This window comes from Bradyrhizobium sp. S3.7.6, assembly GCF_054061875.1.
This window is the reverse complement of sequence record NZ_JBSSEQ010000004.1, coordinates 79,511-93,305: the sequence shown is the minus strand read 5'-3', so window position 1 is coordinate 93,305 and position 13,795 is coordinate 79,511. Positions and strand designations below refer to the sequence as shown.

Here is a 13,795-nt window from a genome sequence, read left to right as displayed (position 1 = left end):
TCTCTTTACTTCTAAATTTGGCAATTCGCGGCCCTATCTGGGCTTTCCTCTGTTGCGTGTAGCGATAGCCATTCAAGACACAAGGAACCGAAAAGGATTGGCAGGTTCCAATTTTTCAATGGTTGGGCCATTCCGCTCGCAAGCATCGCGCCATTAAGCCGTTGACAGCGCTTGGGATCATCCCGAGGATGGCGGCGCGAAGCTGTCCGCATTGAAGGCGATGCAGCACCCGCTGTAGATCGCGATTTGCCATGGAAGCATCTGAGTTTCCCATTGTCGGGATTGGCGCCTCGGCCGGCGGCATCGAGGCCCTCGAGGGCTTCTTTCGGGGGCTGCCGTCGGAGCCTGGCCTTGCTATCGTGATTGTCACGCATCTGCCACCGGAGAGGGAGAGCCTGCTTCACGAGGTCGTCCGCCACCTGACCGCCATGCCGGTCACGACCGTGACCGATGAGACCGAGCTCAAGCGTGATTGCGTCTTTGTCCTGAACAGCAGTGCCATTCTGACCGTCAAGCGGCGACGGCTGATCGTGCGACAAAGCGGCAGCCGACGCGAACGCAAGCCGATCGACATCTTTTTCAGCTCACTTGCGGCCGATGCCGGCGAATTGGCCGTCGGCGTCGTGTTATCGGGCGGCGATAGCGACGGAACACTCGGCATCAAGGCGATCAAGGAGCGCGGCGGATTGACTTTCGCTCAAGCCGGCGATGGCTTCGGCCCCGGCCACCCAGATATGCCCAATAGCGCCATCGCGGCCGGCTTCGTCGACTTCGCCATCCCGGTCGATGAGATGGGCGAAAAGCTGGTGCAATTCGCCCGGGGCGGGCTCGATTACGAGGCTCTGCTCGAACCGTCCCAGGGTGATGCGAAAAAGCAAGGTATCCGCGAAGCGATGCCGGAAATCTATGGCCTTCTGCGCAACCAGGTCGGACACGACTTTAGCGGCTACAAGATCAACACCTTCATGCGCCGCGTCGTCCGCCGAATGCAGGTCGCGCAACTCACGTCTATCGAAGGCTATCTTGAGCGACTGCGGCAGGAGCCGCAGGAGGTGCATGCGCTGTTCCGCGACCTCTTGATCAACGTCACGAATTTCTTTCGCGACGGCGAGGCGTTCGAAGACCTCGCAACCTCCGTCGTACCGAAATTGTTCGAGGGACGTGGCGCGGACGATACCGTTCGGGTGTGGGTGCCGGGATGCGCTACCGGCGAGGAAGTGTTCTCGATTGCGATATTGCTGCGCGAGTATATGGACAAGCTTTCGGCAATTCCGCGGGTGCAGGTTTTCGCGACCGACATCGACGAGCGCGCACTTGCCGTGGCAAGAGCCGCCCGCTATCCGGAAGCGCTGCTGGACAGCGTCTCTCCAGAGCGACGTAAGCGGTTTTTCTTGCTCGACGGGGGCAGCTATGTCCTTAGCAAGGACGTCCGCGAACTCTGCATCTTTTCTCCGCACAGCGTCATTCGCGACCCGCCCTTCTCGCGGATCGATCTCATCTCATGCCGTAATATGCTGATCTATTTCGGCGTCGAGGTGCAGAATCAGGTGATTCCGACCTTTCACTATGCCCTGAGACCAGATGGATATCTCTTCCTGGGCTTGGCGGAAAATGTCGGCCAGTTTGAGGATCTTTTCATTCCGGTCGAAAAAAAGCACCGTATTTTCCGGCGGCGTTCGGACGTTACCGCCGGAATCCGCCTTCCGGTCATGCTGAACGCCCTCAGGCCGGGCAATGTCAACGATCTCGTTCCACGACGGCTTCCGCTGGCCGGAGCGACGCTGCGCCGGGCGATCGACGAACATGTGCTGGAGCGGCTTTCGCCAGCGCATGTCGTAGTCAATCGTGACAGTGACATTGTCTATTATTCCAACAAGACCGGAAAATACCTGGAAACGCCCGCAGGGGCGCCAACGCGCCAACTGCTGACGCTGGCCCGCAAGGGCTTGCGGCTCGAATTGCGGACGGCGTTCCGGGAGGCCGTCGAGACCGGCCACGGCGTCTCGCGGGAAGGTGTAGCGGTCGAGGTCGAAACCGGCGGCATGCAAATCGTCAACATTCTGGTCGAGCCGCTGCAGGACGGTGGCAGCGAGCCACTCTATCTCATCGCGTTCCTGGATCACGGCCCGCTTCTCAGCCAGGAAGACTCTCTGCTGCGTGCCCGGACCACCCAGGAAGGTGACGCCCTGCATGTCGAACGCGAGCTTCGCGACACCCGCGATCGGCTGCAGTCGATGATCGAGGAGTATGAGACGGCGCTGGAGGAGCTTAAATCGTCAAATGAGGAGTTGGTGTCCGTAAATGAGGAAATGCAGTCTACCAACGAGGAACTGGAAGCTTCCAAGGAAGAACTGCAGTCGGTGAATGAAGAGCTGCACACCGTCAATGCCGAGCTCAGCAACAAGGTCGAGGCATTGGACCGCGCCAACAGCGATCTGCAGAACCTGTTCGACACTACGGAGGTTGCTACTATTTTCCTCGATAAGTCGCTGACAATCCGCAGCTTTACTCCGAATGTTGCGCGGATTTTCAATATCCTGCCCGGAGACCGAGGTCGCCCGATCACGGATCTGGCGGGTCGATTGAACCTCGCCAGCTTGGCGGATGATATCGCGCATGTATTGGCGGAACAGAATCGGCGCGAACGGCGGGTGACGACGGAAGACCACACGACACACTATCTCGTTCGCCTGTCTCCCTATCGCGGCGGCGATCGCCAGACCGAAGGCATCATCATTGCGTTCGTCGACATCACCAATATCACCCGTGCCGAAGCGCGCCAGGACGTGCTGATCGCTGAACTTCAGCATCGCACCAGAAACCTGTTGACGGTTGTGCAATCAATTGCGCACCAGACGATCGGAAAGGGCGGCCCTCTGGAGCAATTCACCTCAAGACTCGCAGCTTTGGGGCGCGTTCAAAGTCTGGTCAGCAGGGGGCAGACCGATACGGTGGATTTGGGCGAACTCGTCCGTCTCGAACTGGATTCCCTGGGAGCTCTTGAGGGAGACAAGGTTCGGATCTCCGGGCCTTGGTTACCGCTGCCCTTTGAACTTCTCCAGATATTTGGCCTCGCCGTTCATGAATTGACGACCAATGCGCTGAAACACGGCGCACTCAAGCAGCCGACGGGTTCGCTTTCGATTTCTTGGGAGTTCCGACAGGATGAAAAACAATCGCTTATTGTGTTTGATTGGAATGAAGCCGGCGTCGCCATTCCTGCGCCCCCCCAAAAGAAAGGATTTGGAAGGGAATTGATCGAGCGCGCGTTGGCGTTCACCGCCGAGGCAAAGAGCAACCTGATCTTCGGGCCTGATGGCTTGATGTGCCACATTGAACTTGCGCTTCCTGAGGGGCTCGATCGCCAAACAAGCCATTAGCAAAATCGTGTCCGATCACGGCTGAACAAGGCGCCCGGGGCGACTGGGCCCGGAAGATGGAAGTCGATCACCCCGTCTGGCCCAACCACGGCTGGCGCCACCGCTGGAAAGCCGAAGCGCGGCTATCGAGAGCCGAGCCCCGGCTGACCTTGCTTGAAGATCTGGGAATCTGCGACGGCATCGCGGACCGCAGCCGCCCCGGAGCAACGACGACCCATGAAAGCGCAGACGACCGGACGATGGCCAATCTCGATGTCGCTCTCGAAGAAGCTTGTCGATCTCTCCCTCATGGGGGCGACCACGAAATTAGACGGGAGATCGCACAAAAGCTGCTCGACTGCGCCGTCCAAGGCAACAGGACGTTGTCCAGATTGACGGAGGTCGCGCGGGCGGCACTCGCGGAAGCAATCAAGAAGTCCGCCTAACAGCACGACTCCAACGATGCTCCGCCTCCTGATCCGCGAGCCAGCAGCGGGGCCGCGTCATCGGCTTGCATGATTGGACCTCGCATCGCTCCCGCGTTGAGAGACGTCCCGAGATTGGAACTGGTGGCCCTTCCCAGTCTTAAAACGAATATTTTCCAATCGACGGGAGCACGACATGCCTCGTGGCGACAAGTCAAGTTACACGGACAAGCAGAAGCGGCAGGCCGAGCATATCGAAGAAGGTTATGAGCACCGCGGGGTTCCGGAGAAGGAAGCCGAACGGCGCGCCTGGGCGACCGTAAACAAGGAAACCCACGGCGGGAAGAAGAGCGGCTCGGGTCGCGGCACCGAGGAAGATCATTCGCCGTCTCGCAAAGGTGGCCGATTGGGCGGAGCCGCCTCGGCCAAGCGGCCGGCATCGGAGCGCTCGAGGTCGGCCAAGAAGGCGGCCAAGACCAGAAAGCGACGCGCGGCGTAAGTCATAGAGAGCAAGACGGGTCTCGAAGCCGTCTTTTTCCTTGCAGCACTTGTGCTCCTCTCAGCTATCGCTATCGGAACCATGGGCAGGCCTCCGTGACGTCTTCCACTCGGCGACCTTCTGCAGAAGCTTGCGGGCAAGATCCTGCTCTGTCGTCTCCAGATGGCTGGCGGACGAAACTGCAGTGTTCATCGTGGCGGTCTCCTAGGCTGCAGCACGGTCGACCGGCCTCAGCCGCATCGGTTTTCCGCCGGGAGGATTCGCGGCCGCTGGTCCAGGGCGCAAAGCGCCTCCAGAATTTCGTCGATGGTGACCGGCGCCCTCAGTCCGTCGAGCGCCCGCAGCGACGGGCACGAGGCTATTGCGGAAGCGTCAGAAGCCCATGAAGCCAGGATGGCCCGCTTCTCCGCGAGGCTGAGACCCGAATCGGAGACCACGTCGCGAGGATGTCCTTGGTCACTTTGACGTCCTGGATCCCGTCGAAATACTCCTGCTCGGAGCGCACTTCATAGGGGTAGCGCAGCAGCGTCCGACGAGCCCCTTGTCCATCGGGCTCGAGCGCGATGATGTGCTCGCGGTTGGTCAGCACGACACGCCCGATCGCGACCTTGTCCATCTCGCGGATGGTCTCGCGAATCACCGCGAAGGCGTCGCGCCCGACCTTGCCGTCGGGGCGGACGTAGTAGGGGCGGATCAGGTAGCGCGGGTCGATGTCGGCCTTGTCGACGAACTCGCGAGCTCGCCGCGGTCTTCCCGAAGCTCCGGATCGAAGCAGGGCAGACCGAGCGCGCGATAGATCTCGGCCTCGTCGCCGGCGATCAGGGTGCGGCCCTTGTGCAAGCCGTCGGCCTCCAACTGCATTCCTTTCTCCGCAGCCAAAGCCTCGAGCTGTTCAACGTGAGCGGCAGAGCCGGTGGCGAAAAGAAGGGTGGCGCCGAAGTGCTTGCGGTCGGATAAGCGGATCTGCAATCCATCCGCCGCGGACGCCTTCGACGTTTTGGCGTCATGGGCGCTTCTGCAACGATCGTGAGATCACCGACGAGTTCGCAGCCGCGGCGGAAATCACCTGCGATCGTGATGCGCTTGAGCTCGGGCCGGGCCTTGCGAAGCGAGTCCTTGGCGTTCGCGAGCAGGACAGCGGCACGGTGCAGGTGGAGCCGGCCTTCTCCGCTTTTCGCGATGGCGAGGTTCTGCAGGATCTTGGTCTGCAGCGCGGCGCCAAGTCCCTTGGCCTTCTTGATGCGGTCGTCCTTGGCGGCGGCCTCCAATTCCGCAAGCGATGCGATATCCTTGTAGAGACGCAGCACTTTCTCGGGGCGGAGACCCGGCACGGCGAGCATCTCGAGCACGCCCTCGGGAATCTCCTTCCGCAGCTTTTCGAGGCTTGGATGTGTGCCCGTCTTGTCGGCGATCGCATCGCCGATGCCGGGAATCTCGGTGAGCCGGTCTTCGGCGATGAGTACATCGAGTGGGACGGCAAGAGCTGCCAGGCTGTCAGCGGCCCGAGATAGGCTTTTGCCCGGTAGGGGTTGCCGCCACGCAAGGCGGTGCGCTGCGCATATTCCCGCAGCAGGCTTGCTACGCCGCGGGTGTCGAGGGAGGGCACTCAACAGGCCTCCCGTCCTGCGTCCTGCGACCTCGGCGGACCAAAGCGATTCCCAGCGCCCGCGCCTTCGCCGGGCGGACGGTCGAGAGACCTCTCAAGCTTCTGGGCTGCCCGGAAGTCCTCAAGGTGCTGCGTATTCGGGCCGTAAGCGGCCACTTTCTTGAGGAGATTATAGATCCGCCCGGCCAGCAGCTGCAGATGCTTCATCCTGCCGTGCGGCATGGATCGAGCCTTACATAGAGCGCGGACGTAAGCCCGGAAGTAGTCGAAAGCGTCTGACATAATGTCGATAACGCCTGGTCTCCCTATAGTTCGGTTGCTGGCCTCGCTGGGAGGGCGCCCCCAAAGTCCTCGCACATTCCTTGAGAACGGATGCTGCACCTTTCCCACGGCCGATTTCGCCCGGTCCTCAATCTCCGCCAGCAGCGTCGGCTCGACCAAACGCCTAGGAACGAAACGCAGCAGCATGGCTTCTTCGCTAAAGGAGTCGCCCATGAAACCCTCAGGCATTGCACTTGTCTTAGCTCTCGTCATCCCTTGCGCAGCATTTGCCCAAGGTGGGGGCGGAGGCGGTGGAGGCGGCGGCGGTGGTGCCGGCGGATCTGCCGGTGGAAGCGCTGGCGGTGCGTCGTCCTCTGCAGGTGCAGGGGGTTCGACTGCAGCATCTCCGTCCGCTGCAGGAGCCGCAGGCGCTGCGAACTCGGGCGGGACGGCAAGCCCGTCGGCTACTGCCCCGAATGCAAATACCAATCCAACCACCGGCACCACCAATGCGATAACCGGTATCACCAATGGCACTCCCACCCCTCAATCCGGGCTCAATCAGAGAGCGGTCAATGGAAACAGCACGAATGCCGCAAGCCCCGGCACCAATGCTGCCGGAACCGCAGCTTCATCGGGAACGCCTGCTGCTAATACCCAGGGGGCCGCCGCGGGCGGGATCGGTCGGCCGACGACCACTGATCAACACGATAGTGACGCCACGATCGATAAGGAGAACAGCAAAGTCGACCAGACCGTGAAAAAGATATGCAAAAATTGCTAAAGCATCGACGACAGAGGTGATGGGCCACAGAACCTTCGACGTCCGGCGCGACGACGCGAGGAACAGCGCACAGCAGTGGAGCGTTTTGCCCCGCTCTGCCGCCGGGATAGGACAAGGGTAGAATGACCGAGAAGTTTGACCCTGCCCCGCCGGACAAGCACGCGCAGAATCCCAAGCAGCACATCCGGCGTGACAAGGCGAAGGACGACGAGTTGCAAAAGGGACTGAAGGACAGCTTCCTTCGGCAGGGCGGCATCATCTAATGGTTGGAGGAGCGGCCCGCCGCATCGCGGAGCCGCTCCTGCAGGAGGCGGTCTACGCCGCGGTGGACGCCTTGGCGTTGACACACTTGCGCAAGGCAACCGTGTTCAGCTTGGTATTAGATGGCCGGGCAGTGCGTCCCGCTCGGCTCCTTGCCGAGCTTGGCGAAGACCTTCTCGAGCCGCTCGACCTGCTTGTTGGTCTCTTCGAGATGGTTCTTGAGGCCGGTGACGAGATCCCAATTGGTCGCCTTGTCGATCATCTTCGGCAGAGCTTTCAGAATCTGCTGCTCCGCATAATACATAATAGATGTCCTGAAGACCATGCATCAGCAAGTCTTCCATTGATTTGATGTCCTTAGTGAGATGTCCTTGGTGAACAGTCCCATTTCGAATGTCTCCCTTCGCGAACTAAACTAAAGAGATGGAACGCCAGCGAACGTGGGTAGTTCCCTCTTCGAGCAGGACCGGGAGTTATCGAGATGGCCGACGAACGCTTTGCCAAACTGTTGGGTCAGGCGGCTATGGATGTGTGGTGCGATATGCCGCGTGACATCCAGGAGGCGCACGTTCTAGACGGCAATGAAAGATCACGCGGGAGACCGCGAAGCCCTGGCACGGCTGCCGCACGACCGTCATCCACGGACGGCGCATCCCGCCAAGCCCGGTTGAATTGCGGACGGATGCCGTCGCGATGATCAAAGCGTGCCGCGAGTGCTGATCATGGTGCCCATGGAAGCCGAGTCAGTCGGCGAGCTTCCCCGCGGAGCGCAGTGGCAATACGAGGCGAAATGGGATGGATTCCGGTGTCTGCTCATCCGAGAGGGGCAGCGGATCAGGATGCAGTCGAAGGGCGGCCGCGACCTCGTCCGCTATTTTCCGGAAGTCGCCTCGGCGGCGTCGGCTCTCGCGGCCGACTCCTTCATCCTCGACGGAGAGCTGATCATTCGGCTCGACGACGGCTATTCGTTCGATGCCTTGCTTCAGCGCATCCACCCGGCGGCCAGCCGGGTGAAGCGCCTCGCCGGCGAGACGCCAGCAAACTTCATCGCGTTCGATTTGCTGCGATCGGCCGACACGGACCTCTCGGCGTTACCGCTCGCCAGACGGCGGCCCGCACTCGAGACTTTCGCGCGGCGCGAGTTCAGAAGCAGTCATGTGTTCTCGCTGTCGCCCGCGAGCCGCAATTACGCGGAGGCAAAGCGGTGGCTCCAACGTGTGGAGGACGGCCACGATGGCGTCGTCGCCAAGCGGCTCGACCTCGTTTATCGCGGCGGCACGCGCGACGGGATGCAGAAAATCAAGCTGCTGCGGTCGGCTGACTGCGTGGTCGGCGGCTTCAGGTACGGCGAGAAGAAGCTGGGCAGGCGCAAGGTAATCGGCTCGCTGCTTCTTGGGCTCTATGATGAATCGGGGCTTCTGCACCATGTCGGCTTCACGTCGGCCATCGGCAAAAATCGGCGAAAGCCCGCCGGGGAATGGTCGTGAAGCCGGACGATCGACACGGGTGTGAGGTCGCACCTGGAACGTGACGCGCGAAAGCGGGGTTGGGAAGAACAGACATCGAGGAGGGAGCCCAAATGGCAAAGCCGACGGAGGATGACATCCGGACTCGCGCGCATGCGCTCTGGGAACTGGCAGGCAAGCCCGAAGGGCGGCAGGAGGAGTTTGAAGAAGGTGGGGTCTTACCGAGCGGAGCGGCCACTTGTGGCGGTAAGACCACGCGTTCTTCCACACCGGGGCGCGAAGCGGAGCGAGAGCTTTCGGCCGATCCGGCCAACAACGCCGAAGAAGCCTCCGAGACGTTCACGGAATAGCCGATCCGCTTGGTCGCAACGACAGGCGCCGGTCACCATCGAAACGGGACCAGGCCTCGAAAGACCCGTCGCTTTTGGAACTGCCGACCCCTTGCGCGATTAAGCAACATCTTCTCGCACACATCGCAAAACGGCGGAACCCGGCTCCGCCAAGCATTAGCCGTCATGTCAGGCCAAGCATTAGCCGTCATGTCAGGAAGGAGATCGTCGTGCTCAAGAGAACAATGCTGGTTGGCGCCCTGCTGGCGGTCAGCTGGACCATCGCCTTGGCGGGTCCCTGCAACACCGCCAACCGCGACGCAGGCTCAGGGCCGGTCCCGACCGGCAAGGCAGCCGAGACAACCGGTACCGCTTCGTCAGCTGCCAAGGAGCACCCGCCGACCTCCGCCATGAACAAGGCCAGCTAGACCACGGCGACGTCCTCGCAGGACGCCCAGCGTCAGATGCAGGGACAGCCGACGGCCGCCGAACAGTCGAAGACGGCGACGGGACCCAGCGACAAGGATTGCTGAGTCATCGGATTCCAAACGCGGACGAGAAGGAGCCGGCCTCGCTGCTTCTCGCGCGCGACCCCTGGAGGACCACAAAAGTCTGGACGCTTTGCGATGGGAGCAATGAGTCGATGATCCACCACGTCTCCGTCGGAACGAACGACGTGCGTCGGGCGCGCGCGTTCTACGATCTGCTGATGGCGTTGATCGGCTTTCGGATTCTCAAATCCTCGGGTCGCGCCGTTCGCTACGGCGCCTCCGATATCGTCTTCAGCCTCGAAACGCCGGTGAACGGCGAGCCCGCCAGCGCGGGCAACGGCGTGCATATCGCCTTCCAGGCGCCCGACCTGGAGACCGTGAGGCGCTTCCACGGCGCGGCCTTGGCGAATGGCGGGCGCGACGAGGGAGCGCCGGGCATCCGCGAACAGTACAGCGCCAATTACTATGGAGCCTTCGTGCGCGATCCCGACGGCAACAAGATCGAAGCCGTGACCTACACGGCGCGGGAAAGCTTCGGTCTCTGATCGGGCCGAGCGCTTCAGGATGGAACGCCGATGAGGGACGCAAAGACGCCGGAAAGCCAGATCCGGCATGCCGTTCACCTCTGCATCGACATGCAGAACATTTTGCGCCCGGAGGTCTGTGGGAAACGCCATGGATGGAGAAGGTTCTGCCGACGGTCGCCGCGATCGTCTCGCGCCACCAGGACAGAACGATCTTCACGCGCTTCATCACACCGCTGAATCCCGAAGATCGCCCCGGGCAGTGGCAGGTCTACTTTCAACGCTGGCGCCAGGCAAACCGCCTCCAACTTCCGCCGTCGGCACTCGATCTCGTGCCGGCGCTGGCACGCTACGTTCCTCCCGCCCGCGTCGTCGACAAACCGGCCTATGCCGCATTCAGCAATCCGCGCCTTGCCGCCACGCTGGCCGAGAAGAGCATCGGGACCGTGGCGATAACGGGTGCGGAGACCGACGTCTGCGTTCTCTCGACGGTCCTGAGCGCTGTCGATCTCGGCTTCAGGATTGTGATCGTCGAAGACGCGTTGTGCAGCTCGTCGGACGCCGGCCACGATGTGCTCATGACGATGTATCGCACGCGCTTCCACGGTCAGGTCGACCTCGTGACCGCGGAAGGGCTCGCGGAGTTCTGGCGGGAATAGGCGTCCGGTCGTTACCCGGCCGCGCCCCGGGTCAGCGCCGTTTCGCCGTCTTGGTTTGCCGGTTGTAAGGCGAGCGGTTGACGGGCCGCAGCGAAATTCCTTCGCGCTGCGCCTTGCTGCGGATGGCCGCGACGGGGCGCTGAAGCTTGATGCTCATGACGCCGGTCGGTGTGTTTCCTTTCGCAAGCTGTTTCAGCTTGCTCACATCCGCAGGCGTCCATGGCTCGCGCGTGCGGCGCTTGTAAGCGGGATTCGCCTTGCGTGGTCCTTTGCGACCGATCGGTGAGCCCGGCCGTTTCCATGCTGCTTTCGCCATGATGCCCTCCTTCAAGTCCTTCATGAACATGCGAATCACCATTTCGGTTCCGGCGCAGTGGCATTCGCCAAGACAGGTGCAGGAACCGCGCACTGCGCGCCGGGTTGGTCGAGTGTACTGATCTGTCGAGGCACCAGCATGACGGACGTCGACGTTCGCAGGGGGATGCCGCCCGTCAAGCTGTCGCGCGAAGCATTCGAGCGGCGCTACAGGAGCATGATTCGCCGATCCCGATTACGATCTCGCCGTGGACTGGCTCGCCGCGCGCGATGCGATTCTAGAGGCGCAGCGGCGGCACGACGATGCCGACGCGACGCCGCGCATCCTCATCGTCAATGGCGCCGCGCGCAGCGAGCACACCTGTCCCGGCGAGATGTCTAAGACCTGGCGCATGGTCAAGCTGGCCGCGGCGGTCTTGGTGGCGATGGGCTATGCCGTCGATATCCTCGATCTCTCCCGCCTGACGTCGGAGTTCGGCAAGACCATCTATCCGTGCAAATCGTGCGTCTCCACCGCGATGCCGCTCTGCCACTGGCCGTGCAGCTGTTACCCGAACTACGCGCTGGGTCAGACCGGCGACTGGATGAACGAGATCTACCCGCTCTGGGTCGCGGCCCACGGCATCCTGATCGTGACGCCGGTGAACTGGTATCACGTCCCTGGCGGTCTCAAGGCGATGATGGACCGCCTGGTCTGTGCCGAGGGCGGCAATCCCGATCCGACATCGACGCACGGCAAGAAGGCGGACGAAGCCAAGGCGATAGAGCTGAAGGGCTGGCCTTATCCGCGTCATCTCGCCGGCCGGCATTTCGGCCTCGTCGTTCACGGCGACAGTGTGGGTGCCGAGAGCGTGCGGCGGACATTGTCCGACTGGCTCACCGACATGCACCTGATCTCGGCTGGCCCCTTTTGGCGAGCTCGACGGTTAGTCGGCTATATGGAGTCATACGCCACGTCGCACCGCGACCTGGATGAGGACGGCGAGTTCCGGCAGGAGGTGCGCAATGTGGTGCGCGCGCTCGGCAACGCAGTTCGGCTGGCGCGCAGCGGGCGGCTCGACCAGCCGGGAGCCGGTCTTCAAGATCCAAATCCCAAATGATGAACGTCGGGAACGAGGCACGCCGGCCTGCTTTGACTGGACAGCGTCGAGAGCAGAGTGCATCCGGAAGGAGAGACGCGATGCCAAAATCAGAAGACATGACCCGCTGCATCGAGCTGTGCCTGGGCTGCTACCGGACCTGTCACGGCATGGCCATGAACCATTGTCTCGAGACCGGCGGCACGCATGTCGAGCCGCGGCATTTCCGCCTCATGATGGCCTGCGCCGAGATATGGCGGACCGCCGCGCATTTCATGCTGATCAACACGCCGCATCACGGGCACACGTGCGGTGAATGTGCCGGAGATCTGCGCCGAATGCGCCCAGGATTGCGAACGGATTGGCGGCATGGACGAATGCGTCGCCATGTGCCGGTCGTGCGCCGAATCCTGCCGCGCCATGGCTGCTTAAGAATGATGGCTGCTTGAAGAGTCGCTGCTGCAGGAGACGTTCATGCTGGAAGAGAAACTCAAGGAAGCCATCGTCGGAGAGCTCAAGCGGCAGGCCGCCAACCGGCCGCAATCGCTGAAGGTCGACTCCTGCGAAGAACTTGTCGTCAACGGAAAGATCGATCTTGCCGAGCTGGCCATGGTAATCGCCGGTTCGGTCGCGGGCGAGCCGTAGCTCCGCATCAAAGCAGGGCCTTCAGCTTCAATGCATCGGCTGGCGCCGCGCTCTTCTGGTCGTTGTCGAAATAGATGTAGACGTCGCAACCCTGCCGCTTCCACGATTTGATCCGCCGTGCCCATTGCGCCAGCGCCGCCGACGAATAGTGGCCGTGATAGCGCCCGCCCGGTCCATGCCCGCGCACATAGACGAAGTCCGCGGTGCGTTTCCACGGCGCCGGTGCGTCGTGATGGTCCGAAAGGCAGAGCGAGATGTTCTCGTCGGCGAGCATCCGCAGGATGCGGGGCTGATACCAGCTCGGATGACGGAATTCGAAGCTGTAACGCCGCTTCCCGGACAGCAGCTTGAAGAAGGAGGCGAGCCGGTCGGCGTTTGCCTCGAATTGCGGCGGCAACTGGAACAGGATCGGTCCAACCTTGCCGCGCAGCCGGGAAATACGATCCTCCAGCAGCTCGAGGCTGTTGACGGAGCGGTCGGACAGGCGCTTCCAGTGCGTGATGAACTTCGATGCCTTCCATGCGAAGACGAAGTCGCGACCGGTCTGCTCGCGCCACGCTGTCACCGCTTCCGGCGTCGGCGTGCGGTAGAACACGCCGTTCAGCTCCGTCGTCTCGAACTGCCCGGCGTAATAGCGAAGCTGTTCCTTCAGCGGCAGGGCCTCGGGAAAAAACGGGCCGCGCCAGGAGTCGTAGTGCCAGCCGGAGGTTCCGATCAGAACGCGCGCCATGGGTCTCTATCGCAACTCCTGTCTTAATGCTCGCGCGGAGAGAACAGACTGCGCCAGCCGGGGAGGGAACGTCCGTGCAGGGGATACGTTGCTGTCGGCATCGAAGGCTCGATCTCCGTGCCATGCAGCAGGACTGGATACCGATGTACGCGCTGTTCGAAGGCAACAAGCAGATCGGCGATCCCTTTCCCACCGAGAAAGAGGTGTGGGAAGCCGCGCTGATCGAGGGACTGGTGACCGACGTTCCCGTCGCGGACGAGGAAGGCGGCCAGCTTCTGCCTGCTGGCTATCACGTCGCGCGCATCGACGAGACGTTCGAGCCGAAGCCGGACTGGAAGCTGCCGCGCGAGATCTCCTGAGCG

15 protein-coding genes and 8 pseudogenes are annotated in these 13,795 nt (G+C 62.0%); 15 read left to right on the top strand and 8 right to left on the bottom strand.

Annotated features, from left to right (window positions below; all coding sequences use genetic code 11):
* Positions 1-251: 251 nt before the first annotated feature.
* The 3 genes from ACVJ5M_RS45685 to ACVJ5M_RS45675 all read left to right on the top strand — a co-directional run bounded on the left by ACVJ5M_RS45685 (position 252) and on the right by ACVJ5M_RS45675 (position 4,283).
* Positions 252-3,380 (top strand): CheR family methyltransferase, encoded by a 3,129-nt coding sequence (locus ACVJ5M_RS45685; protein ID WP_354098805.1) that lies wholly within the window; start codon positions 252-254, stop codon positions 3,378-3,380.
* A gap of 56 nt (positions 3,381-3,436) precedes the next feature.
* Positions 3,437-3,805 (top strand): hypothetical protein, encoded by a 369-nt coding sequence (locus ACVJ5M_RS45680; RefSeq protein ID WP_354098806.1) that lies wholly within the window; start codon positions 3,437-3,439, stop codon positions 3,803-3,805.
* A gap of 175 nt (positions 3,806-3,980) precedes the next feature.
* Positions 3,981-4,283 carry a hypothetical protein gene (locus ACVJ5M_RS45675; RefSeq protein WP_028154436.1) on the top strand — a complete coding sequence of 101 codons (303 nt, stop codon included), beginning with the start codon at positions 3,981-3,983 and terminating at the stop codon, positions 4,281-4,283.
* 60 nt (positions 4,284-4,343) lie between these two features.
* Here ACVJ5M_RS45675 and ACVJ5M_RS45670 read toward each other — a convergent pair whose 3' ends face one another.
* From ACVJ5M_RS45670 to ACVJ5M_RS45650, 5 genes and pseudogenes are all read right to left on the bottom strand, one after another.
* Positions 4,344-4,475: a hypothetical protein gene (locus tag ACVJ5M_RS45670; RefSeq protein WP_354098808.1), complete on the bottom strand. Its 132-nt coding sequence runs from the start codon at positions 4,473-4,475 to the stop codon at positions 4,344-4,346.
* A 12-nt stretch (positions 4,476-4,487) separates the two neighbouring features.
* Positions 4,488-4,732: pseudogene (locus tag ACVJ5M_RS45665) on the bottom strand (hypothetical protein); the annotation flags it as partial.
* A pseudogene (locus ACVJ5M_RS45660) lies at positions 4,726-5,016 on the bottom strand (Ku protein); the annotation flags it as partial. The pseudogenes ACVJ5M_RS45660 and ACVJ5M_RS45665, both read right to left, overlap by 7 nt.
* Positions 4,977-5,162, bottom strand: coding sequence for a hypothetical protein (locus ACVJ5M_RS45655; RefSeq protein WP_354098809.1), 186 nt, complete (start codon positions 5,160-5,162; stop codon positions 4,977-4,979). The pseudogene ACVJ5M_RS45660 and the gene ACVJ5M_RS45655, both read right to left, overlap by 40 nt.
* Positions 5,102-5,623, bottom strand: a complete 522-nt coding sequence (locus ACVJ5M_RS45650; protein WP_354100526.1) for a hypothetical protein — start codon at positions 5,621-5,623, stop codon at positions 5,102-5,104. The genes ACVJ5M_RS45655 and ACVJ5M_RS45650 overlap by 61 nt, the downstream gene beginning before the upstream one ends.
* A 48-nt stretch (positions 5,624-5,671) precedes the next feature.
* Here ACVJ5M_RS45650 and ACVJ5M_RS45645 point away from each other — a divergent pair, with 48 nt between their 5' ends.
* Positions 5,672-5,794: a hypothetical protein gene (locus ACVJ5M_RS45645; RefSeq protein WP_354100525.1), complete on the top strand. Its 123-nt coding sequence runs from the start codon at positions 5,672-5,674 to the stop codon at positions 5,792-5,794.
* A 1,262-nt stretch (positions 5,795-7,056) separates the two neighbouring features.
* Positions 7,057-7,197, top strand: coding sequence for a hypothetical protein (locus tag ACVJ5M_RS45640; protein ID WP_354098811.1), 141 nt, complete (start codon positions 7,057-7,059; stop codon positions 7,195-7,197).
* 119 nt (positions 7,198-7,316) lie between these two features.
* On the opposite strand, the pseudogene ACVJ5M_RS45635 reads toward ACVJ5M_RS45640, so the two are convergent.
* A pseudogene (locus ACVJ5M_RS45635) lies at positions 7,317-7,539 on the bottom strand (YciE/YciF ferroxidase family protein); the annotation flags it as partial.
* A 137-nt stretch (positions 7,540-7,676) separates the two neighbouring features.
* Here ACVJ5M_RS45635 and ACVJ5M_RS45630 point away from each other — a divergent pair.
* The 6 genes and pseudogenes from ACVJ5M_RS45630 (at position 7,677) to ACVJ5M_RS45605 (ending at position 10,664) form a co-directional block, all read left to right on the top strand.
* Positions 7,677-7,866 (top strand): annotated as a pseudogene (locus ACVJ5M_RS45630) (hypothetical protein).
* A gap of 60 nt (positions 7,867-7,926) precedes the next feature.
* Positions 7,927-8,658: pseudogene (locus tag ACVJ5M_RS45625) on the top strand (ATP-dependent DNA ligase); the annotation flags it as partial.
* Positions 8,659-8,774: 116 nt separating this feature from the next.
* Positions 8,775-9,011, top strand: coding sequence for a DUF2934 domain-containing protein (locus ACVJ5M_RS45620; RefSeq protein WP_354098812.1), 237 nt, complete (start codon positions 8,775-8,777; stop codon positions 9,009-9,011).
* Positions 9,012-9,220: 209 nt separating this feature from the next.
* Positions 9,221-9,418, top strand: a complete 198-nt coding sequence (locus ACVJ5M_RS45615) for a hypothetical protein (protein WP_354098813.1) — start codon at positions 9,221-9,223, stop codon at positions 9,416-9,418.
* 215 nt (positions 9,419-9,633) lie between these two features.
* Positions 9,634-10,026 carry a VOC family protein gene (locus ACVJ5M_RS45610; protein WP_354098814.1) on the top strand — a complete coding sequence of 131 codons (393 nt, stop codon included), beginning with the start codon at positions 9,634-9,636 and terminating at the stop codon, positions 10,024-10,026.
* Positions 10,027-10,056: 30 nt separating this feature from the next.
* Positions 10,057-10,664, top strand: a pseudogene (locus ACVJ5M_RS45605) (cysteine hydrolase family protein).
* A gap of 31 nt (positions 10,665-10,695) precedes the next feature.
* Here ACVJ5M_RS45605 and ACVJ5M_RS45600 read toward each other — a convergent pair.
* Positions 10,696-10,980 (bottom strand): hypothetical protein, encoded by a 285-nt coding sequence (locus ACVJ5M_RS45600; RefSeq protein WP_354098815.1) that lies wholly within the window; start codon positions 10,978-10,980, stop codon positions 10,696-10,698.
* A gap of 138 nt (positions 10,981-11,118) precedes the next feature.
* Between ACVJ5M_RS45600 and ACVJ5M_RS45595 the strand changes: the two are divergent.
* The 3 genes and pseudogenes from ACVJ5M_RS45595 to ACVJ5M_RS45585 all read left to right on the top strand — a co-directional run bounded on the left by ACVJ5M_RS45595 (position 11,119) and on the right by ACVJ5M_RS45585 (position 12,703).
* Positions 11,119-12,079: pseudogene (locus ACVJ5M_RS45595) on the top strand (flavodoxin family protein).
* A gap of 80 nt (positions 12,080-12,159) precedes the next feature.
* Positions 12,160-12,490 (top strand): annotated as a pseudogene (locus ACVJ5M_RS45590) (four-helix bundle copper-binding protein).
* Positions 12,491-12,532: 42 nt separating this feature from the next.
* A complete protein-coding gene (locus tag ACVJ5M_RS45585) occupies positions 12,533-12,703 on the top strand; it encodes a hypothetical protein (RefSeq protein ID WP_354098816.1) in 171 nt (56 codons plus the stop codon).
* A gap of 7 nt (positions 12,704-12,710) precedes the next feature.
* On the opposite strand, the gene ACVJ5M_RS45580 is transcribed toward ACVJ5M_RS45585, so the two are convergent.
* Entirely contained in the window at positions 12,711-13,433 is a 723-nt protein-coding gene (locus ACVJ5M_RS45580) for a DUF72 domain-containing protein (protein WP_354098817.1), read from the bottom strand.
* Positions 13,434-13,555: 122 nt separating this feature from the next.
* Between ACVJ5M_RS45580 and ACVJ5M_RS45575 the strand changes: the two genes are divergently transcribed.
* Complete coding sequence (locus ACVJ5M_RS45575) at positions 13,556-13,792, top strand: hypothetical protein (RefSeq protein ID WP_456679771.1); 237 nt, start codon at positions 13,556-13,558, stop codon at positions 13,790-13,792.
* Positions 13,793-13,795 lie beyond the last annotated feature (3 nt).

Coding starts and splice junctions, on each gene's coding strand:
- ACVJ5M_RS45685 (WP_354098805.1), top strand. CDS start 252: ATGGAAGCATCTGAGTTTCCCATTGTCGGGATTGGCGCCTCGGCCGGC.
- ACVJ5M_RS45680 (WP_354098806.1), top strand. CDS start 3,437: ATGGAAGTCGATCACCCCGTCTGGCCCAACCACGGCTGGCGCCACCGC.
- ACVJ5M_RS45675 (WP_028154436.1), top strand. CDS start 3,981: ATGCCTCGTGGCGACAAGTCAAGTTACACGGACAAGCAGAAGCGGCAG.
- ACVJ5M_RS45670 (WP_354098808.1), bottom strand. CDS start 4,475: ATGAACACTGCAGTTTCGTCCGCCAGCCATCTGGAGACGACAGAGCAG.
- ACVJ5M_RS45650 (WP_354100526.1), bottom strand. CDS start 5,623: ATGCTCGCCGTGCCGGGTCTCCGCCCCGAGAAAGTGCTGCGTCTCTAC.
- ACVJ5M_RS45645 (WP_354100525.1), top strand. CDS start 5,672: ATGTGTGCCCGTCTTGTCGGCGATCGCATCGCCGATGCCGGGAATCTC.
- ACVJ5M_RS45640 (WP_354098811.1), top strand. CDS start 7,057: ATGACCGAGAAGTTTGACCCTGCCCCGCCGGACAAGCACGCGCAGAAT.
- ACVJ5M_RS45620 (WP_354098812.1), top strand. CDS start 8,775: ATGGCAAAGCCGACGGAGGATGACATCCGGACTCGCGCGCATGCGCTC.
- ACVJ5M_RS45610 (WP_354098814.1), top strand. CDS start 9,634: ATGATCCACCACGTCTCCGTCGGAACGAACGACGTGCGTCGGGCGCGC.
- ACVJ5M_RS45600 (WP_354098815.1), bottom strand. CDS start 10,980: ATGGCGAAAGCAGCATGGAAACGGCCGGGCTCACCGATCGGTCGCAAA.
- ACVJ5M_RS45585 (WP_354098816.1), top strand. CDS start 12,533: ATGCTGGAAGAGAAACTCAAGGAAGCCATCGTCGGAGAGCTCAAGCGG.
- ACVJ5M_RS45580 (WP_354098817.1), bottom strand. CDS start 13,433: ATGGCGCGCGTTCTGATCGGAACCTCCGGCTGGCACTACGACTCCTGG.
- ACVJ5M_RS45575 (WP_456679771.1), top strand. CDS start 13,556: ATGCAGCAGGACTGGATACCGATGTACGCGCTGTTCGAAGGCAACAAG.